Genomic DNA, 19,484 nt, shown 5'->3' with positions numbered 1-19,484 from the left:
GGAGAGGCCCTGCGGCGCTTTTCCTTTGGGCTCGTCGGACGGGCGGTGAGCCGGCCGGCCGCTCAGCTTTCCGGGCAGGGGTTCTCGGTCACTTCCCAGGACATCAGGTTGGTGACCCGGCCGCAGGTGGCGAGGCGGCGGCCCATGGTGGTGCGGATACAGGCCATGCTGCCTTCCGCGATCTTCTTACCGTCACTCCAGCAATAGCAGTAAGGCTCAGGCGCCTGCGCCAGGCGCGGCTTGTCGAGGGCGACGGCTCGTTCCTGAGCCGTCGCGGGCAGCCCGAGCAGCAACGACATTGTCATGAAGATTGCCGACAACAGCAGCGCAGCGGCGCCGGAGCACGGTAGCCTCCGAGGGGATCGGACCATGGCTCGCTCCTGTCGTTCGCCTCGGGAAGCGTAACGAGACGGAAACGATAGCATAATGAAGCCGGCAACCCAACATTGTCAGGGCTCGTTCGCCGAAGGTTGCAGGCCGCTCCCACCTTGCGAAAGTCGTACGACCCGACCATATTTCGGGTCCAGTGAGCCGATCCCGGCTCCGGGAGGAACCATGTCACTGATTTCGCTCGCCCGTCGTGGACGTGCAATCGCCCTCATCGCCGGCGCGCTGCTGCTGGTGCCGATCATCGCCGAGGCCGCTCCGGGCGGCCGCAGCATGGGCAGCCGCGGCTCGCGCAGCCAGTCGCAGGTCGCGCCGACGCCGACTGCGCCCGGCTCTTCGTTCCAGCGCAACCAGGCTCAGACCCCCGGCACTTCGGCCGCCACGCCGGCTGCCGGAGCAGCGGCCGGTGCCGCCGCACAGGCCGCCCGCCCGTCCATGGCACGCAGCCTGATGATGGGCGTCGCCGGCGGCTTGCTCGGCGCTGGCCTGTTCGGTCTGCTCTCGGGTGCCGGTTTCGGCGGTCTCGCCGGAATGCTCGGCCTGCTCTTCCAGGTGGCGCTGATCGGCGGCCTGATCTGGCTGGCGCTGCGCCTGTTTCGCCGCCGCAGCGAGCCGCAGCTCGCCAGCGCCGGTGGCCCGCTCGGCCGTCAGGCCTATCAGCCGCAGCCGGCGGCTCCGGCCATGGGCGGTCTTGGCGGCGGCGCTGCCGCGGCTGCTGCCGTCAAGCCAGTCGAGTTCGAGCTGCAGGGCGCCGACTACGGCAGCTTCGAGCGCCTGCTCACCGAGGTCCAGGCCGCGATCTCCGACGAGAACATCGCCCGCCTGCGCCAGATCACCACGCCGGAGATCTCCGGAGCGCTTGAGGACGAGTTCGCCGAAAACGCGCGCAAAGGCCTCATCGAGAAGGCTGCCGAGGTCAAGCTGCTGCAGGGCGACCTTGCCGAATCCTGGCGCGAGGACGGCTACGAGTACGCCACGGTCGCGATGCGCTTCAGCCTGCTCACCGCCATGGTCGAGCGCAATGGCGGCAAGGTCGTCGAGGGCCACGCCACCATCCCGCGCGAGGTCATCGAGCACTGGACCTTCGTCCGCTCGCGCGGCGGCGAGTGGAAGGTCGCGGCGATCCAGCCGGTCGAGTAGGCCGGTCACGGCACCCGATATCTAGACGGCCGGGCTTTGCCCGGCCGTTTTTCGTTTCGGCGACCGGCGAAGCGCCCTATAGGCATGTCTGGAGCATTTTTCGAGCGAAGTGGATACCGGTTCGCGTGACGAAAATGCGATAAACGAAAGCTGGCGCCGATAGTCGGCGTGCCTTGGCTATCTGGAGCGTTTCACCATGAGCGACATGCGTCTCGTCGTCGTCGGCGCCGCCGGCCGGATGGGCCGTACGCTGGTCAAAGCGATCCATGACGCGCCGGGCTGCGTCCTCTCCGCCGCGATCGAGCGGCCGGGCTCGCCCGCGCTCGGCCAGGATGCCGCCGTGCTCGCCGGCTTGCCTGCCAGCGGCGTCCTCGTCAGCGACGATGCGCTCGCCGCCTTCGTCGAGGCCGAGGGTGTGCTCGACTTCACCACGCCGGAGGCCACCGTCGCCTTCGCCGGGCTCGCGGCCCAGGCCCGCATCGTCCATGTCGCCGGCACCACCGGCATGGAGCCGCAGCACCTCGCCAAGCTCGAAGCGGCCTCGCGCCATGCCGCGATCATCCGCTCCGGCAATATGAGCCTCGGCGTCAACCTGTTGGCGGCCATGGTGCGCAAGGTCGCAGCGACGCTCGGCACCGACTGGGACATCGAGATCGTCGAGATGCATCACCGGATGAAGGTCGATGCGCCTTCGGGCACCGCCGTCCTGCTTGGCGAGGCGGCGGCGCAGGGCCGCGCCGTTGAATTGGCCGAGGCCCGCGTCGCGGTGCGCGACGGCCAGGTCGGCGCCCGCCAGCCTGGCACGATCGGCTTCGCCGCGCTGCGCGGCGGCACCGTGATCGGCGACCACAAGGTGATCTTCGCCGGCGCCGGCGAGCGGCTGGAACTCGCCCATGTCGCCGAGGATCGCAGTCTGTTCGCGCAAGGCGCGGTCAAGGCGGCGCTCTGGGGCCGCGGTCGCAAGCCGGGGCTCTATTCGATGGCCGACGTGCTCGGCCTCGACAAGTTCTGATGGCTGCGCTCGCCGTCGCGCCCGGCGTGGCGCACTGGCCGGGTTATCTCGATCCGGCCGAGCAGGCGGCGCTGGTCGCGGAACTGCGCGAGGCGGCACGGCAGGCGCCGTTCTATGTGCCGCGGATGCCGAAGACCGGAAAACCGTTCTCGGTCAGAATGACCAATTGCGGCTCGCTCGGTTGGGTCTCGGACGAGCGTGGCTATCGCTATCAGCCGCTGCATCCCGAGACCGGCGCGCCCTGGCCAAAGATCCCGGCGCGGCTCTTGCGCGCCTGGGAAGAACTGGCGGGCTATCCGCACCCGCCCGAGGCTTGCCTGGTCAACTTCTACGAGCCATCAGCGAAGTTGGGCCTGCATCAGGATCGCGACGAGCAGGATTTCGACGCGCCGGTGCTGTCGCTTTCGCTCGGCGACACCGCCGTCTTCCGCATCGGCGGCACGAGCCGCGGCGGCAAGACGCTCTCACTGAAGCTGGCGTCCGGCGATGCGCTCGCCTTCGGCGGCGAGGCGCGGCTGGCCTATCACGGCATCGACCGCATCCTCGCGGGCTCGTCGAGCCTGCTGCCACAGGCAGGGCGGATCAACCTGACCATGCGGCGGGTGACGAAGCCGTCAGCAGGCGGATGAACCAAGCGGGTCCATCCGCCGCGTCAAGCACCTGTCAGTTCGCCGGCTTGTCGCCGGCATCGGCCGCCGGGCTCTCCGAGCCGTTGGCGGGCTTGGGCGCGCCGGCCGAGACGCCGACCAGCGCCGGGCGCAGCACGCGCTCGCCGATCTTGTAGCCGGTCTGCACCACCTTCGAGACCAGGCCCTTGGCGATGCTGGCGTCGGGCGCCTCGAACATCGCCTGGTGCAGGTTCGGGTCGAATTTTTCGCCTTGCGGATCGATCTTGCGCACGCCGTGGCGTTCGAGCGTCTTCAGCAGCTCGCGCTCGGTCAGTTCGACGCCCTCGACCACCGCCTTCAGCGCCGTGTCGGCCGTAGCACGGGCCGTCTCCGGCACGCTTTCCAGTGCGCGGCGCAGGTTGTCGGCCGAGCCGAGCAGGTCGCGGGCAAAGCTCGTCACCGCATAGGCCTTGGCGTCGGAAATCTCGCGCTCGGTGCGCCGGCGCAGGTTCTCCATCTCGGCGAGGGTGCGCAGCAGCTTGTCCTTGAGGTCGTCGCGCTCGGCTTCGACGAGAGCAACAGGGTTGGGCGTCAGCGTATCGCTCGCAGTCGTCTCGGCCACGTCCTGATTCTCGGTTTCCGGCTTCGGATCGTCCTTCGCAGGGTTCTGCGTCATTCCATCATCCCAATCGTTGATCGTCGTGCATCATTGCGGCGCTGCCTTTCGGCACACCGGCTTCGCAGCCGATATCGGGCTTCGGCGCGGCGAAATCAAGCGCGGGCCACGGCCTTGGCCTTGCTGGAAGCCGGCTTGTCGAGTTCCAGGTTGAACACGGCGAGCAGCGCCTGGCGGATCACCAGCTGCCGGCCGGTCGAGGTGATCTTCGCCCCGGTGAGATCGGTGACGTAGAAGACGTCGACCGCCTTCTCGCCGAAGGTCGCGATATGCGCCGAGGCGATGTTGAGGTTCAGCTTCCCGATGGCGGTGGTGAGATCGTAGAGCAGGCCGGGCCGGTCGAGGCCCGAGACCTCCAGCACCGTGTGCCGCGACGACAGGACGTTGTCGATGATGACCTCGGGTGCGACCTGGAATGTCCCGCCGCGCGGCGGCGGGGCGCGGCGCTGGGCGACGAGGTCGGCGATCCTGATCTCGCCCTTGAGCGCGCGCTCGATCGCCGCCGCGATCCGCTCGGCCCGGCGCAACTCGTCGTCGTCGCGCTCGAAGGCGCGCGAGACGAAGATCGTGTCGAGCACCAGCCCGTCGGTGGTGGTGAAGATCTGCGCGTCGACGATGTTGCCGCCGGCCGCGGCGCAGGCGCCGGTGACGATGGCGAGCAGGCGCGGATGGTCGGGTGCCAGCACGGTCAGCTCGGTCACGCCGCGGAACTGGTCGGTCTCGACCTTCGTGGCGGTGGTGCGGCCTGCGATCTCCGCCTCGCGCAGGAAGCGGGCATGCTGCTCCTGCCGTTCGGGTTCGACCTTGAGCCAATAGGCGGGATAGTGCCGGGCGAGATAGGCGGCGCGCTCACCCTCGGTCCAGTCTGCGAGCCGTGTCTCCAGCGCCTGCTGCTTGCGCTCGACCCTGGCCTTGCGCTCGATCCCGGAATGGCCACCGGCGAGCACGACCTCGGTCTCGTAATAGAGCGTGCGCAGCAATTGCCCCTTCCAGCCGTTCCAGACGCCGGGGCCGACTGCCTTGATGTCGGCGACGGTCAGCACCAGCAGCAGCTTCAGCCGCTCCAGCGTCTGCACGATCGCCGCGAAGCTCTCGATCGTCTTGGGGTCGCCGAGATCGCGGCTCTGGGCGATGGTCGACATCACCAGATGGTTCTCGATCAGCCAGACCACCGTCTCGGTCTGTGCCTCGGTCAGGCCGAGCCGCGGGCAGAGCTTGCGGGCGATGCGGGCGCCGGCGACCGAATGGTCCTCCGGCCGGCCTTTGGCGATGTCGTGCAGGAACAGCGCGACATAGAGCGCGCGCCGGTTGGTGATCGTCGCGAAGATCGAATTCGCCAGGGGGTGCTCGGCTTCGAGCTTGCCGGCGTCGATCTCGGCCAGGATGCCGATCGAGCGGATCAGATGCTCGTCGACGGTGTAGTGATGATACATGTTGAACTGCATCATCGCGACGATGCGGCCGAAATCCGGGACGAAGCGGCCGAGCAGCCCGGATTCGTTCATGCGCCTGAGCACCGCTTCCGGCGAGCGCCGTGCCGTCAGGATCTCCAGGAAAATGCGGTTGGCCTCGCGGTCAACACGCAATTGCGGGGTGACCAGCCTGAGCGACTGCGTCACAAGCCGGCTGGTGTCGGGGTGGATGGCGAGATCGTCGCGGCTGGCGATCTCGTAAAGCCGCAGCAGGTTGACCGGGTCGCGCTTGAAGGCCTCGTCGTCGATGACGGCGAGGCGCTGGCCCTGCAGGGTGAAGTCGGGATGGCCGAGCGCGCGCACGCGCCGGCGCTTGGTGAAGGAGCCGATCAGGCTGGTCAGGCTGGCGCGCGGCTTCTGTTGGCGCGCCTCCAGCGCGGCGCAGACGATCGCCGTGAGGTCGCCGACATCCTTGGCAACGAGGAAATAGGCCTTCATGAAGCGTTCGACCGGGGCCTGGCCGCTACGGCCGGCATAGCCGATCGCGGCTGCAACCTGGCGCTGCAGGTCGAAGGAAAGCCGCTCCTCGGCCCGCCCGGTGATGAAATGCATCCAGCAGCGCACCCGCCAGAGGAATTCCTCCGAGCGCTGGAACATCGCGAATTCGCGCGCATCGAACAGCCCGGCCTCGACCAGCTCGGCCGGATCGTCGACGCGGTAGGAATATTTGGCGATCCAGAACAGCGTGTTGAGGTCGCGCAGGCCGCCCTTGCCGTCCTTGACGTTGGGCTCGACCAGATAACGCGACGAGCCGGCGCGGGCGACGCGGTTCTCGCGCTCGGCGAGCTTGGCCTCAGTGAAGATTGCGGCGGTGCCATCGGCGATCTCGGTGCCGTAGCGCCGCTGCAGATCGGCGAACAGGGCTGCATCGCCGCAGATCAACCGCGCTTCCAGCAGTGCGGTGCGGATCGTCATGTCCGCCCGGCCCTCGCGGATGCAGTCGTCGACCGAGCGCACGGAATGGCCGACCTTCAGCTTCAGGTCCCAGAGCGGGTAGAGCATGGCCTCGACCACGCTCTCGCCCCAGGCGGTCTGCTTGTCGGGGAAGAGAAAGAGCAGATCGACGTCGGAGCCAGGCGCCAATGTGCCGCGGCCATAGCCGCCGACCGCGACGACGGCGATACGCTCGCCGGCCGAGGGGTTCTCCACCGGGTAGAAGTGCCGCGTCGCAGCCGCGTGCAGGCTTCCGACGACGCTGTCCATCACGGTCGAGAGGCGCTTGGCGCAGGAGAGGCCGTTGCGCGTCTTGGCCAGGATCTCCCGTGCCGACTGGCGACCCTCTTCGAGATTGTCGCGCAGCGCATTGATGAGCGCGGTGCGTAGGGCGTCGCGATCGCCCTGCTCGAACTGCCGCGCCAGCTTGCCGACCGCAGCCGTGGGATTGTCGATGAACTCGGCGAGACGTGGGGCTGGCTTGTCGGGGGAGGGCGGCACTGAACGAGGCTCTTCGAGGCTTTCGGCAGACGCGGCGATATCCCGATCCCTAGCACGAACGAGGCCAGGCGCGGAAACATAATTAAACAGAGAAATGGTGTGAAACTATAGATCTCACGCAATCCTGCGTCTTGTTTGACAAAGAGAACGATCGAACCTATCAATCGGACACGCGCCGATTTGAGCCAGCAGCTTGCGGGCGCGAAACAAGTGCAGCTAAAGCGGGGGCGCCGGAGGTCATCAGCCTCCACCCCTTCGCGCAAAGTCTTCGAAGGGGAACGCCATGTCGATCATCTCAGCCTCGACCCGCCGCGCCGTGCTCGCCGGTCTCGCCGCAGCCTCGCTCCCCTTCGGCAGTGCGCAGGCGCAGGCGCAGGCGCCGAAGGAGATCCGGGTCGACTACGCCACCTACAATCCGGTCAGCCTGCTGCTCAAGGATCGCGGCATCCTCGAGAAGGCGCTCGAGGCCGACGGCATCAAGGTGCGCTGGGTGCTCTCGGCCGGCTCGAACAAGGCGCTCGAATTCCTCAATGCCGGCTCGCTCGATTTCGGCTCGACTGCCGGCGCCGCCGCGCTGATCGCCAGGATCAACGGCAATCCGATCAAGTCGATCTATGTCTATTCGCGGCCGGAATGGACCGCGCTCGTCACCGGCGCCAAGAGCGAGGTGACCAAGGTCGCCGACCTCAAGGGCAAGCGCGTCGCCGTCACCCGCGGCACCGACCCGCACATTTTCCTGGTGCGCTCGCTCGCCGAGGCCGGCCTGACCGAGAAGGACGTCAAGCTCGTGCTGCTGCAGCATGCCGATGGCCGTCTTGCCTTGGAGCGCGGCGATGTCGAGGCCTGGGCCGGCCTCGATCCGATGATGGCCGCCGCCGAGGTCGAGGCCGGCGCCAAGCTCTTCCATCGCAAGGCCGCCGACAACACCTGGGGCGTGCTCAATGTCCGCGAGGAGTTCTCCGAGAAGAACGCCGAGCTCGTCCGCAAGGTGCTCAAGGCCTATGAGGAAGCGCGCGCCATCGCGCTCGCCAACCCGGCCGAGGTCAGGAAGGCGCTGGTCGAGGCGACCAAGCTCTCCGACGCGGTGATCGAGCGCCAGCTCACCCGTACCGAGCTGACCCACAGCGCGATCGGCCCGGCCCAGGCCGAGACGATCCTGGCCGCGGGCCTGGCCTTGCAGCAGGCCGGCGTCCTGCCCGCCAATGCCGACGTCAGGGCCTCAGTCGACGCGCTGATTGACAAGCGCTTTGCCGCGACCAACTGAGCGGTCATGATTGCGGGCCGATGAGCACGATCGAGATCGCAGAAGCCGTTGCCGAGAAGCCGGTCGCACCGCAAGCGCGACCGGCTTCGCGCACGGGCCTGCGCCTTGCCGGCTTCCTGCTGCCGGTCGTTCTCGCGATCATCTGGGAAATCCTCGTCCGGGCCGGTCTCGCCAATGGCCGGCTGATGCCGCCGCCCAGCGTGGTCGGCAAGACGCTCTGGCAGCTCGCGGTCAGCGGCGAGCTCTGGACCCATGCCGCAGCGACGCTCTGGCGCGTTGCAGCCGGCTTCGGCATCGGCGCCGCCGTCGGCACGGCATTGGGCGCCCTTACTGGTGCCCTGCCACTGGCGCGCGGCCTGCTCGACCCGACGCTACAGGCGCTGCGCGCCATCCCCTCGATCGCCTGGGTGCCGCTCTTCATCCTCTGGTTCGGCATCTTCGAGGCCTCGAAAGTGGCGCTGATCGCGGTCGGCGTCTTCTTCCCGGTCTATCTCGGCGTCGCCGCCGCGATCCTCTCGATCGACCGCAAGATCGTCGAGGTCGGCCGCGTCTTCCGCCTCGGCAAGCTCGCCATGGTCCGGCGCGTGCTGCTGCCGGCGATCCTGCCCGACTGGTTCACGGCATTGCGTGGTGGGCTCGGGCTCGGCTTCATGTTCGTCGTCGCTGCCGAGATCATGGGAGCGAGCGAGGGCCTGGGCTACCTCCTGGTCGATGGCCAGCAGCTCGGCCGGCCTGACACCATCATCGCCGCGATCATCGCCTTCGCCGTGCTCGGCAAGCTGGCCGACGGTCTCCTGCTCGCGCTGACCCGCCCCTTCCTCGCCTGGCAGGACACCGCCCGGGACAGGCTCTGAGGGCGCGCGATGCTGACCTTCCACCACCTCTCCAAGACCTACGCCGACGGCACCCGCGCGCTCTCCGGTATCGACATCTCCGTCGCCGCCGGCGAGATCCTGGCGCTGGTCGGCGGTTCCGGCTGCGGCAAGACCACTTTGCTGCGCCTCGTCGCCGGGCTCGACCGGCCGAGCGAGGGCCGCATCCTCCTCGACGACGCCGCCATCACCGAGCCGCGCGCCGATGTCGGCGTGATCTTCCAGGAGCCGCGTTTGCTGCCTTGGCTCTCGGTTGCCGACAATGCCGGCTTCGGCCTCAGCCATCTGCCCGCGGCGGAGCGCAACCGCCTCGTCACCGGGGCGCTCGCTCGCGTCGGCCTCGCCGGCTATGAGGCGCGCTGGCCGCGCGAGCTTTCCGGCGGCCAGCAGCAGCGCGTTGCCATCGCCCGGGCGCTCGTCACCCGGCCGAAGCTCCTTTTGATGGACGAGCCTTTCTCGGCCCTCGACGCGACCACCCGCGCCAGCCTGCATGGCCATCTCCTCGCCCTCTGGGAGGAGAGCCGGCCGACCGTGGTGATGGTCACCCATGATGTTGAGGAAGCGGTGACGCTGGCCGACCGCATCGTGGTGATGCAGCCCAGGCCAGGCCGCATCTTCGACGAGCTCGACAATCCGCTGACACGCCCGCGCGACCGGCTTTCGCCGGCCTTCGAGGCGACCAAGCGCGAGGCGCTGCGCACGCTCGACCGCTCGCTCACCGACAGCGAGCCGCGCCAGCACAAGACGGCCGAGAGCGCCGGGATGTGGTGGTAGGCGGCGTTTGACAAAACGGACGCTTAGACCTTATGAAAGGACACGCGCCGATTTGAGCCTCAGCTTGCGGGCGCGAAACAAATGCAGCTAAAGCGCGGGACGACGGGCGGCCTTGAGGCCGTTGGCGCTCCTTCCGCCTTATCTATGGATGGAGCCAGTTATGTCGGCTGATCTTCACACGCTCTCCCGCTCTCCCGAAAGCGATATGCCGCGTCCGGCTGCCGGCGAGGTCGTCGCTCTGCTCGGCACTCCCAAGGTGCGGGCGGCGGCTCTGCGCGGGTTCGCTGGCCTGCGGGCTGATGAGAGCGCGGTACCCACGGCCGAGCTCGGCCTGCTCTGCGCCCGCCCGCGCTTCTTTCCCTGGCTCGATCTCACCGAGAACCTCGCCTTCACCTTGCCGAAGGCGAGCCCGTTCGAGCGTGAGGGCCTGATCGCCAATGTGCTGGTCCGCGTCGGCCTCGCCGCGCAGGCGACGCAGCGGCCGGGGACGCTCTCGCCGGAAGAGCAGCTGCGGCTCGCAATCGCCCGCCTGCTGCTGGCCAGGCCGCGCCTGCTGCTGATCGACGAACCCTTTGCGGCGCTGGATGCCGGGGCGCGCGAGCGGCTCGCCGCCTTCCTGCCGGAGCTCTGTACGCAGGGGCGCCCCGCTGTCGTCATCGCCACCGGCTCGGTCGAGGACGCCTTGCGCCTGGCCGACCGCATCCTCGTCCTGCCGCAGCAGCCGGGGCCGGTCGCCTTCAGCCTCGACAATCTGCTGGCACGTCCGCGCGAGGAAGGTTCAGTCGGTTTCGTTGCGCTCCGCCGCGAACTGCGTCGGGCGCTCGACAAGGAAGTCCGGCATGCCCTGCCGGAGGTGGAGGCGGCGGCCTGAACCGGTTAGACAGGGCCGCGAACAGTTTCCGCTAGGGATCAACGCCATGGACGTCACCGCGCTGCGCGCTCTGCAGGCCCCGCTCAAAGACAAGTATCGTGAGGCGCCCGATGCGGCGGTGATCACGCTGAGAGCCAGGGGTGAACTCGACGACCAGCACATCGCCTGCAAGGTCGAGACCGGCCGCGCGATCGCGCTCGCCGGCCTGCACCCGGCCACCGGCGGCTCGGGCGCCGAGCTCTGCTCCGGCGACATGTTGCTCGAAGCGCTCGTCGCCTGCGCCGGCGTCACCTTGAAGGCCGTCGCGACTGCGCTCGAGATCGAATTGAAGAAGGGCACGGTCCGCGCCGAGGGCGATCTCGATTTCCGCGGCACGCTCGGCGTCGCCAAGGACGCCGCAGTGGGCTTCAAGGCGATCCGCCTGTCCTTCGACGTCGAGACCGACGCGCCGCAGGAGAAGCTCGATAGCTTGCTCAAGCTGACCGAGCGCTATTGCGTCGTCTTCCAGACGCTGAACGTGAAGCCGGAACTCTCGGCCAACCTCGCACGGGCCTGATCAGGCCGGCAGCGGGCGCGGCGATCCATCCGCCTCCGTCGCCTCCGGTTCCTGCGAGATCGGCGCCGTCATTGGGTCGATGATCGCGAAGGGGCGCTCGGACATTTGTTCGGGCGCGGCGCGCTGGCGGATGCGCAACGCGGCGAGGGCGGCGAGCAGGGCGCTGATCGCGGCCATGAAATAGAGCAGCCCGTTGATGTCGAGCCGCGCCATCACCTGGGCGCCGAGCAGCGGGCCGAGCGCCGAGCCGATGCCGCTGACCAGGATGAGCCGGCCGCTGACGGCGACGACGCGGTCCTGCGGCATCCGGTCGAGCGCATGGGCGACGCAGACCGGGTAGAGCGTCGACATGAAGCCGCCGAGCAGCGCGGCAACGGGTAGCACTGCGCCCAGATGGCGCGGCACGAGGTCGAGGGCGACGGCCGCCACCGAGAAGCCGATCGCGAGCCCCGCCAGCACGATCCGGCGGTCGCCGCGATCAGAAAGCCGGCCGACCGGCACCTGGAAGGCGAAGCCGCCGAGAACCGCGACCAGCATGAACAGCGCGATCGTCTCCTGGGGAATGGCGTTGCGCGCCATCCAGGCCGGGAACAGCGCATAGAAGGCGCTGCTGATCATGCCGGCGATCACGCAGCCGATCACCGAGATCGGCGCCTGCCTGGTCAGCTCGCCATAGGGCAATGAGGCTTCCGCCGGCAGCGTCGGCGCTTCCGCGCGGGTCGTGCTGACCATCACCAGCGCCAGTGCGAACAGCGCGACGATGATGTTGAACGGGGTGGCGGTCTCGACCGGGAGCTTGCCGATCAGCAATTGCCCGGCGGCGAGCGCCAGGAAGGTGCCGACCATGTAGATCGAGAAGATGCGGCCGCGCTGTTCGGGCGGGGCCTTGGCGTTGAGCCAACTCTCGGTGGTGATGAACAGGCCGACGCAGCCGATGCCGATCGCCATCCGGCACAGGGTCCAGCCGAGCGGCGAGACGAAGAGCGGCATCGCCGCTGTCCCAACCACGACCATGCCGGCGAAAGCGGCATAGGCGCGGATATGGCCGATGCGCTGGATCACCTGCCCGCACCAGACGGCGCCGACGGTGAACCCGATGAAATAGGCGCTGAGCACGATGCCGGTCAGCGTCGCGCCGAAGCCTTCGCTCGTCAGCCGCAGCGACAGGAACGTGTTGAAGAAGCCGTTGGCGAGCTGCACGAGGCTCGTTGCGGCGATGAGCGTTCCGATCTGAACGAGCAAGTCGGCGGTCTCCGGCGCGGTCTGGGGAAGCCCCTAACTCAACGCCGGAATGTGATCTGGGCATGGCATGCCGGGAGAAGCGCTAGAGTAGTTCGGCGTTTCTCCGAATCGCGGGACTACTCTAGGCCTTTGTTTTATCGCACTTTCTTCACGCGAACCGGTGTCCACTTCGCTCGAAAATGCTCTAGGCGCCGCGTCATTCCGCCGCCTTCAGCTTCACTGCTTTCGCAAAGGGCAGTTGCGGCTCGTTCGGGCGGGCATCGTCGAATTCGAGCGCGCCGATCTTCTCGGCCCGGCCGGTGACCTTGCCGGCCGAGGTCTTGATCTGGCTGACGTCGTCCTGCGCCTGGCGGAAATGGTTGTCGAGCTTGTCGACGCGCTCGCCGAGGCGGCGGACATCGTCGAGCAGCTTGCCGACTTCCGACTGGATGACGCGTGCCTCCTCGCGCATGCGGGCATCGCGCACCAGCGACTGCATCAATTGGATCGCCAGCGCCAGCAGCGAGGGCGAGACGATCATCACCCGCGCCCGGTGCGCCTTCTGGATCACGTCGTCGAAATGCTCGTGCAGGTCGGCATAGATCGCCTCCGACGGCACGAAGAGCAGGGCCATGTCCTGCGTCTCGCCCGGCAGGAAATAGCGCTCGGCGATGTCCTTGACGTGCTGGCCGACATCGGCGCGCACCCGCGCAGAGGCCTGCTTCTTGGCCTCGTCGCCGCGCGCCTCGCGCAGCATGGTGAAGCTCTCCAGCGGAAACTTGGCGTCGATGACGAGGCCGCGCCCGTCGCCCGGCAGGGTGATCAGGCAGTCCGGCCGCTTGCCGCTCGAGAGCGTCGGCTGGAATGCAAAGAATGCCGCGGGAAGACCGTCGCGGATGATCGCCTCCATTCGGCCCTGGCCATAGGCGCCGCGCGCCTGCTTGTTGGCGAGCACGTCCTTCAGCGTCACCACCTCGCCGGTGAGCTCGGTCAGGTTCTTCTGGGCGTTGTCGATGACGGCGAGGCGCTCCTGCAGCTTGCCGAGGCTCTCATTGGTCTGGCGGACATTCTGCTCCAGCCCGGCGCCGACCTGCTGGCGCAAGCCGTCCATCCGCTCGGCCATGATGCGGGCGAGATCGCCCTGCCGGGTCGAGAGGATCTCGGCCATGGTCTGCATGCGGCCCATGAGCTCGGCCTGCTGCCGGTTCATCTCGGCGACCTTGTCGTCCATCTCGCGGGCACGCTCGGCCGCCAACGCCGCTTCCAGCTCGCGCCGGCGCGAGCCGCGCCAGGACGAGAGCAGCGCCAGCACCAGGAGGACGAGCGTCAGTCCGGCGAAGCCGAAGGCGGCCTCGGCCCAGCTCACGGGCCGCTCCAGCAGGACGAAGGCGATCTGGTTCATCCCGCGAGCCTACATGATTCGGCTGGCAATTCCAGAACATAAGCGGAACAGTTTGACCGCTTCCACACAAGTGCTTTATGTCGCGGCAACTCCTGAAAACGTCCCAGAGCGCCCTATGGCCATCCGCCCCCTCGTCATCCTGCCCGATTCGATGCTCCGCAAGGTTTCCGCCCCGATCGGCGACATCACGCCGGAGATCCGCAAGCTCGCCGAGGACATGCTGGAGACGATGTATGACGCACCGGGAATCGGCCTCGCCGCGATCCAGATCGGCGAGCCGGTTCGCCTCGTCACGCTCGATGTCTCGAAGAAGGCCGAGGAAGGCGAGGAGCAGCAGCGCGAGCCGATGGTCCTGATCAATCCCGAGGTGACCTGGCGCTCGGAGGAGCTCAGCTCCTATGAAGAAGGCTGCCTCTCGATCCCCGAATATTACGAGGAGGTCGAGCGGCCGGCCCGGGTCAGGGTCGCCTATCGCGATCTCGACGGCAAGGAGCGGGAGATCGAGGCCGACGGCCTGCTCGCCACCTGCCTGCAGCACGAGATCGACCATCTCAACGGCGTGCTCTTCATCGACTACCTGTCGCGGCTGAAGCGCGACCGGGTCAACAAGCGCTTTGCCAAGGCGGCGAAACGGGAGAGCGCGGCCTGACCGGCCGGAGCTTAAGACCATGAGCTTGCGCATCATCTTCATGGGCACACCGGATTTCGCCGTGCCGACCCTGACCGAGATCATTGGCCAGGGCCACGAGGTCGTCTCGGTCTATACCCGCGCCCCGGCGCCGGCCGGGCGCGGCATGGAGCTGCGGCCTTCGCCGGTCCAGGTCACGGCCGAGCGCTTCGGCATCCCGGTGTTCTCGCCGAAGACGCTGAAGAACGCCGAGGCCGCCGAGATCATGGCCTCGCACCACGCCGATGTCGCCGTCGTCGTCGCCTATGGCCTGATCCTGCCCAAGACGATCCTCGAGGTGCCGGAGCTCGGCTGCCTCAACCTGCATGCTTCGCTCTTGCCGCGCTGGCGCGGCGCCGCACCGATCCAGCGCGCCATCATGGCCGGCGATGCCGAAACCGGCGTCTGCGTGATGAAGATGGAGGAGGGGCTCGATACTGGCCCCGTCGCCATGGTCGAGACATTGGCCATCGACGGCAACGCCACGGCCGGCGACATGCACGACCGGCTCGCTGGCCTTGGCGCTGACCTGATGGTCCGGGCGCTCGCTGCGCTCAGCCGCGGCGGCCTTCGCTTCACGCCGCAGGCGGAGGAGGGCGTCACCTATGCCAGCAAGATCGGCAATGACGAGGCCAAGCTGAGCTGGAACCGGCCGGCGCAGCAGGTCCATGACGTGGTGCGTGGGCTCTCGCCCTTCCCAGGCGCCTTCGTCGAGGTCGATCTCGGCAAGGGCCCGGAGCGGCTGAAGCTGCTGCGCACCGCCCGCGCCGGCGGCGCCGCCGAGCCGGGCACGCTGCTCGACGACGAGGGCACGGTCGCCTGCGCGGTCGGGGCGGTGAAACTGCTCCAGGTCCAGCGCGCCGGCAAGGGGCCGATGAGCGCCCAGGAGTTCCTGCGCGGCGCGCGCTTGTCCGCCGGATCGAAGCTCTAGTCGTGCTCCTGCTTTGTCATTTCGCGCCGTCATCCCGGACGGAGCGCAGCGGAGATCCGGGCTCCATTCCGGAACGGTTCAGGCATGGGTCCCGGGTCTCCCTCCGGTCGCCCGGGACGACGACGCGTGAGAGAGCGCGGACCGGGAGCCTGTGCTGATGCCTCGCTACAAGCTCGTCATCGAATATGACGGCACGCCCTTCTCAGGCTGGCAGCGCCAGCTCAACGGGCCGTCGGTCCAGCAGAGCGTCGAGGAGGCGATCGAAGCTTTCTGCGGCCATGCCGTGCGCCTGCACTGCGCCGGACGCACCGATGCCGGCGTCCACGCCACTCATCAGGTCGCGCATGTCGATCTGGCCAAGGAGTGGCGCACCGATGTCGTGCGCGACGCCAGCAACGCGCGGCTGAAGCGCCTGCCGGTTGCGGTGCTGAGCGCCGAGGCGGTGCCCGATACTTTCGATGCCCGCATCTCGGCGACGCGGCGCTATTACATCTATCGCATCCTCGATCGGCGGGCGCAGCCGGCGCTCGATGCGGACCGGGTCTGGCACGTCCCGGTCAAGCTCGACCATGAGGCGATGGACCGTGCCGCCAAGGCGCTGATCGGGCATCACGACTTCACCACCTTCCGCGCCGCCGAATGCCAGGCCAACAGCCCACTGCGGACGCTCGACCGGTTCGACTGCCGGCGCGAGGGGGCCGAGATCGTCGCCTATGTCCATGCCCGCTCGTTCCTGCATCACCAGGTCCGCTCCATGGTCGGCTGCCTGAAGATGGTCGGCATGGGGCGCTGGCCGGAGAACAAGGTCGGCAAGGTTCTGGCGGCGCGCGACCGCTCGCAATGCGCGGCGCTAGCGCCGCCTAGCGGGCTCTATCTCGCGGGTGTCGACTACTGAGCCTGGCCTAAAACCCGGCCAGGCCGAATGTCCTGATCACCGCATAGTCCGCCAGCAGGCTGGCGCAGGCGATCGCTCCGGCGACGCCGCTCTCAGTCCCGAAGGCGGCGCGCGCCACGCAATAGCGTAGCCTGAGCACGATCGTCGCGAAGGCGAGGGTTTGAAAGGTCGCGATGCCCGGGTTCGACCAGCCCAGCGCGAAGACCGTCGCCGGCACCGCCATCAGCGCCGCCGAAACGATGCCGGCCCAGTTCCAGGCGATGATGAAGCCGGTGAAGCGCGGATTCTGGGCGAGGTTCGGGGCGATCCCGATCAACAGCGCCGGTACTGCGAGCACCGCCAGTATCTCGGTGGTGACGACCGCGGCGAGCAGCCCGGGAGCATCGAAGAGGCTGCCGCTGTTCGAGAGGCCGGCGAGCGTTCGCTCCGCCGCCAGCGCCGGGATCATCGAGGGCACGACCAGCACCAGCGCGAGATAGGAGCGCCAGAACCCGTCGCGGCTGAGATCGAGATCAGGCAGGGCTTTCGCGTCGGCCCATAGCAGGCGCCAGGAGGCGGCGAGCGATCGCGTCACATCGTCGGCAGCAAGCCTCATGGCCCAACCCTCCGGACGTCACGGCATTAGACTTTTGTCTAATGTGCGCGTCAGGGCTGGTTCCGTCAAGCGTGCTGCGCGGCGGCAAAATAAGTCGCCAGCAAGCGATGCGTGACCCGCTCCAGCGTCACGAGATCGGCAATGGCGACCCGTTCGTCGATCTGGTGCATGGTCTGGCCGACGACGCCGTATTCGACCACCGGGCAGTAGTTCTTGATGAAGCGGGCGTCCGAGGTGCCGCCGGTGGTCGACAGCGCCGGACGCTTGCCGGTTTCGGCTTCTACTGCGTCCGCGACCATCGCGACGAACGGCCCTGGCTGGGTCAGGAAGGCGACTGCATTGGTCGGCTCGAAGCTGATCTCGTAGCGCACGGTGTTGCCGGCGGCCTCGCGCAGGCGCCGCTCGATCTCGGTGGCCAGCGTCTGCGGCGTCCAGAGGTCGTTGAAGCGGATATTGAACACGGCCCGTGCCTGCGCCGGGATCACGTTCGTCGCGGGATTGCCGACATCGAGCGTCGTCACCTCGAGATTGCTCGGGTCGAAATGCTCGGTGCCGGCGTCGAGCGGCGCTGCGTCCAGTGCTGCCAGCAGCCGGACCATGCCGCGGATCGGGTTCTGGGCGAGATGCGGATAGCCGACATGGCCCTGAATACCCTGGACGGTGAGTTTGCCGGTCAGCGAGCCGCGCCGGCCGATCTTGATCATGTCGCTCATCGCCGCCGGATTGGTCGGTTCGCCGAGCAGGCAGTGATCGAAGCGCTCGCCGCGCCGGTCGGCCCAATCCAGCAGCTTGACCGTACCGTTGACCGCTGGCCCTTCCTCGTCGCCGGTGACGAGGAAGGCGATCGAGCCCGGCGCATCCGGGTTCGCGCGGCGATAGCGGATCGCAGCTGAGACCATGGCGGCGAGCCCGCCCTTCATGTCGCAGGCGCCGCGGCCATAGAGCACGCCGCCTTCGATCTCGGCTGAGAATGGATCACGCGTCCAGGCGGTGAGGTCTCCGGGCGGGACGACGTCGGTGTGGCCGGCGATGACGAAGACCGGACCCTCGCTGCCGATGCGGGCATAGAGATTCTCGATATCGGGCATGCCGGGCTCCGAGAACACCGGCCGCTCGACGCTGAAGCCTTCCGCGCTCAGCACGACGCCGAGCAGCGCGAGCGCGCCGCCTTCCGCCGGGGTCACCGAGGGACAGCGTATCAACGCTTGGGTGAGGGTGACCGGATCGGCGGGGTCGAAGTCGAGGGAGGCGGGTGTGGTCTGGCTCATCGAGCCGGTTTAGCAGCGCCCTTGCGCTCCGCAAGCGGAGCATTGCGATCGACACCCGGCATCAGTCCGAGGTCGACCAGCGCGACCAGCCAGGCCATCGTCGAGATCGCGGTCAGCGAGGGTGCCCAGGCATAGCCGAGCAGCGGCTGCAGCTCGCGCGGCAGCACGATGGCGCAAACCAGGAGGATGCCGAACAGCGACGAGCCGCCCCGGTCGGTGGCGCGCTTGGCCGCCAGCGCAGCCCAGGGGAACAGGGCGAAGGCGTTGGCGAAGGCGGCGACTCTCGCTGCGCTGTATTTGTCCATGACTTGCGACGCCCCCCACTGGACCGCCAGCAGGCAGAGCGCAAGCGCGATGCTGCCCAGCCAGAACTGGCGCAGGCCGATTCGGCCGTCGAGATCGGTGAACAGGCGGATTGCGGACATGGGTCAAGCTCCGATTCTGCATCCTTGCACGCCGGAGGGCCCGAATGAAGCTTATGGTGAATAAAAGGTTAATGCGCGCGAACCGGTTGTTCTGGCAGAGAAAAAGCTTGAATGCGCCGGTGCGCGCCGCTAGCTGCGAAACGTTCTCCGGATTTTCGAGGAGGCCATTCGGCCTGGCTGGCGGATGGCGAGTTGACTGAGCGGCGCCGTGGCGCCGCCGAGCGAGGTTTTGGGCATGACCATTCGTCTGCACCGCGGCGATCTTCCCGATGGCTTCGAGCCGGGGCCGATCCTGGCGATCGACACCGAGACGCTGGGCCTCAACCCGCAGCGCGACCGGCTATGCGTGGTGCAGCTCTCGCGCGGGGACGGCACCGCCGATGTCGTGCAGATCCCCAAGGGCGCTGCGGCACCGGCCAATCTCTGCCGCATCCTCACTGACGCGAGCGTGTTGAAGCTCTTCCACTTCGCCCGTTTCGACATCGCCGCGCTGGAAAACGCCTTCGGCGTCGTCACCACGCCGGTCTACTGCACCAAGATCGCCTCCAAGCTGGTGCGCACCTATACCGACCGGCACGGGCTGAAGGACCTCGTCCGCGAACTGCTCGGGGTCGAGTTGTCGAAGCAGCAGCAATCCTCGGACTGGGGCGCGGACACGTTGACCGAGGCCCAGCTCGGCTATGCCGCCTCGGACGTGCTGCATCTGCACGCGCTGAAGGCCAGGCTCGACGTGCTGCTGGAGCGCGAGGGGCGCATGCAGCTCGCCAAGGCCTGCTTCGACTTCCTGCCGACCCGCGCCGAGCTCGATCTCGCCGGCTGGCCCGAAGTCGACATCTTCGCGCATACGTAAAGTTGATGTATTTGGGCTAGGGGCATCTGTCTGGCGTTCGCCGGACCGGTCGCGGTCGCCCGTCGGCTTGCCGGTTCGACATGAAAAAGCCGCCGGCGGCTGGCAATGGGCGGGCATGACCTTGGCGATCACATCTCCTGAGACGCGCAGCCCGTCGGCAATTC

20 protein-coding genes are annotated in these 19,484 nt (G+C 68.0%); 12 read left to right on the top strand and 8 right to left on the bottom strand.

From position 1 onward, the window contains the following. Window positions 1-62: 62 nt before the first annotated feature. Window positions 63-305 carry a hypothetical protein gene (locus BMZ69_RS03965; protein WP_139218967.1) on the bottom strand — a complete coding sequence of 81 codons (243 nt, stop codon included), beginning with the start codon at window positions 303-305 and terminating at the stop codon, window positions 63-65. 250 nt (window positions 306-555) lie between these two features. On the opposite strand from BMZ69_RS03965, the gene BMZ69_RS03960 reads away from it, so the two are divergent. From BMZ69_RS03960 to BMZ69_RS03950, 3 genes are all read left to right on the top strand, one after another. Further along, window positions 556-1,527, top strand: a complete 972-nt coding sequence (locus BMZ69_RS03960) for a TIM44-like domain-containing protein (protein ID WP_092155077.1) — start codon at window positions 556-558, stop codon at window positions 1,525-1,527. Window positions 1,528-1,732: 205 nt separating this feature from the next. Continuing rightward, window positions 1,733-2,539 carry a 4-hydroxy-tetrahydrodipicolinate reductase gene (dapB, locus tag BMZ69_RS03955; protein ID WP_092155468.1) on the top strand — a complete coding sequence of 269 codons (807 nt, stop codon included), beginning with the start codon at window positions 1,733-1,735 and terminating at the stop codon, window positions 2,537-2,539. Next, window positions 2,539-3,168, top strand: a complete 630-nt coding sequence (locus tag BMZ69_RS03950) for an alpha-ketoglutarate-dependent dioxygenase AlkB family protein (RefSeq protein WP_175506656.1) — start codon at window positions 2,539-2,541, stop codon at window positions 3,166-3,168. Before dapB ends, BMZ69_RS03950 begins: the two co-directional genes overlap by 1 nt. 34 nt (window positions 3,169-3,202) lie before the next feature. Here the strand turns inward: BMZ69_RS03950 and grpE are convergent, their stop codons facing one another. Together grpE and BMZ69_RS03940 are read right to left on the bottom strand one after the other, a co-directional pair. Beyond that, window positions 3,203-3,823 (bottom strand): nucleotide exchange factor GrpE, encoded by a 621-nt coding sequence (grpE, locus tag BMZ69_RS03945; RefSeq protein ID WP_092155073.1) that lies wholly within the window; start codon window positions 3,821-3,823, stop codon window positions 3,203-3,205. A gap of 95 nt (window positions 3,824-3,918) precedes the next feature. Then, entirely contained in the window at window positions 3,919-6,729 is a 2,811-nt protein-coding gene (locus BMZ69_RS03940) for a [protein-PII] uridylyltransferase (protein ID WP_280142061.1), read from the bottom strand. A gap of 292 nt (window positions 6,730-7,021) precedes the next feature. Here BMZ69_RS03940 and BMZ69_RS03935 point away from each other — a divergent pair, with 292 nt between their 5' ends. The 5 genes from BMZ69_RS03935 to BMZ69_RS03915 all read left to right on the top strand — a co-directional run bounded on the left by BMZ69_RS03935 (window position 7,022) and on the right by BMZ69_RS03915 (window position 11,066). Next, window positions 7,022-7,993: an aliphatic sulfonate ABC transporter substrate-binding protein gene (locus tag BMZ69_RS03935; RefSeq protein ID WP_210187989.1), complete on the top strand. Its 972-nt coding sequence runs from the start codon at window positions 7,022-7,024 to the stop codon at window positions 7,991-7,993. Window positions 7,994-8,013: 20 nt separating this feature from the next. Beyond that, the gene (locus BMZ69_RS03930; RefSeq protein WP_092155069.1) at window positions 8,014-8,847 is read left to right on the top strand and encodes an ABC transporter permease; all 834 of its coding nucleotides are present in this window, start codon (window positions 8,014-8,016) and stop codon (window positions 8,845-8,847) included. 9 nt (window positions 8,848-8,856) lie between these two features. Then, window positions 8,857-9,639 carry an ABC transporter ATP-binding protein gene (locus tag BMZ69_RS03925; RefSeq protein ID WP_092155067.1) on the top strand — a complete coding sequence of 261 codons (783 nt, stop codon included), beginning with the start codon at window positions 8,857-8,859 and terminating at the stop codon, window positions 9,637-9,639. A 160-nt stretch (window positions 9,640-9,799) separates the two neighbouring features. Continuing rightward, the gene (locus BMZ69_RS03920) at window positions 9,800-10,510 is read left to right on the top strand and encodes an ATP-binding cassette domain-containing protein (protein WP_175506655.1); all 711 of its coding nucleotides are present in this window, start codon (window positions 9,800-9,802) and stop codon (window positions 10,508-10,510) included. A gap of 46 nt (window positions 10,511-10,556) precedes the next feature. Continuing rightward, window positions 10,557-11,066 carry an OsmC family protein gene (locus BMZ69_RS03915; RefSeq protein WP_092155063.1) on the top strand — a complete coding sequence of 170 codons (510 nt, stop codon included), beginning with the start codon at window positions 10,557-10,559 and terminating at the stop codon, window positions 11,064-11,066. Here the strand turns inward: BMZ69_RS03915 and BMZ69_RS03910 are convergent, their stop codons facing one another. Then, window positions 11,067-12,308 (bottom strand): MFS transporter, encoded by a 1,242-nt coding sequence (locus tag BMZ69_RS03910; RefSeq protein ID WP_092155061.1) that lies wholly within the window; start codon window positions 12,306-12,308, stop codon window positions 11,067-11,069. A 196-nt stretch (window positions 12,309-12,504) separates the two neighbouring features. Beyond that, the gene (gene rmuC, locus BMZ69_RS03905) at window positions 12,505-13,689 is read right to left on the bottom strand and encodes a DNA recombination protein RmuC (protein ID WP_092155059.1); all 1,185 of its coding nucleotides are present in this window, start codon (window positions 13,687-13,689) and stop codon (window positions 12,505-12,507) included. A 115-nt stretch (window positions 13,690-13,804) separates the two neighbouring features. On the opposite strand from rmuC, the gene def reads away from it, so the two are divergent. The 3 genes from def to truA all read left to right on the top strand — a co-directional run bounded on the left by def (window position 13,805) and on the right by truA (window position 16,182). Next, window positions 13,805-14,338 (top strand): peptide deformylase, encoded by a 534-nt coding sequence (def, locus tag BMZ69_RS03900; RefSeq protein ID WP_092155057.1) that lies wholly within the window; start codon window positions 13,805-13,807, stop codon window positions 14,336-14,338. 19 nt (window positions 14,339-14,357) lie between these two features. Next, window positions 14,358-15,287, top strand: a complete 930-nt coding sequence (gene fmt, locus BMZ69_RS03895) for a methionyl-tRNA formyltransferase (RefSeq protein ID WP_092155055.1) — start codon at window positions 14,358-14,360, stop codon at window positions 15,285-15,287. Between the two features lie 157 nt (window positions 15,288-15,444). Further along, a complete protein-coding gene (truA, locus tag BMZ69_RS03890; RefSeq protein ID WP_092155053.1) occupies window positions 15,445-16,182 on the top strand; it encodes a tRNA pseudouridine(38-40) synthase TruA in 738 nt (245 codons plus the stop codon). Between the two features lie 7 nt (window positions 16,183-16,189). Here truA and BMZ69_RS03885 read toward each other — a convergent pair whose 3' ends face one another. From BMZ69_RS03885 to BMZ69_RS03875, 3 genes are all read right to left on the bottom strand, one after another. Further along, window positions 16,190-16,777, bottom strand: coding sequence for a hypothetical protein (locus BMZ69_RS03885; RefSeq protein WP_092155051.1), 588 nt, complete (start codon window positions 16,775-16,777; stop codon window positions 16,190-16,192). Window positions 16,778-16,842: 65 nt separating this feature from the next. Beyond that, the gene (gene dapE, locus BMZ69_RS03880; RefSeq protein ID WP_092155049.1) at window positions 16,843-18,045 is read right to left on the bottom strand and encodes a succinyl-diaminopimelate desuccinylase; all 1,203 of its coding nucleotides are present in this window, start codon (window positions 18,043-18,045) and stop codon (window positions 16,843-16,845) included. Continuing rightward, window positions 18,042-18,470, bottom strand: a complete 429-nt coding sequence (locus BMZ69_RS03875; RefSeq protein WP_092155047.1) for a DUF805 domain-containing protein — start codon at window positions 18,468-18,470, stop codon at window positions 18,042-18,044. Before BMZ69_RS03875 ends, dapE begins: the two co-directional genes overlap by 4 nt. 235 nt (window positions 18,471-18,705) lie before the next feature. Here BMZ69_RS03875 and BMZ69_RS03870 point away from each other — a divergent pair, with 235 nt between their 5' ends. Further along, window positions 18,706-19,320, top strand: a complete 615-nt coding sequence (locus BMZ69_RS03870; protein WP_092155045.1) for a ribonuclease D — start codon at window positions 18,706-18,708, stop codon at window positions 19,318-19,320. Window positions 19,321-19,484: the final 164 nt, after the last annotated feature.

The organism is Allobosea sp. CRIB-10 (assembly GCF_900112185.1).
Classification (GTDB): domain Bacteria; phylum Pseudomonadota; class Alphaproteobacteria; order Rhizobiales; family Beijerinckiaceae; genus Allobosea.
Note: the sequence above shows the minus strand (reverse complement) of the source record. Positions and strands in the feature narration are given on the sequence as shown.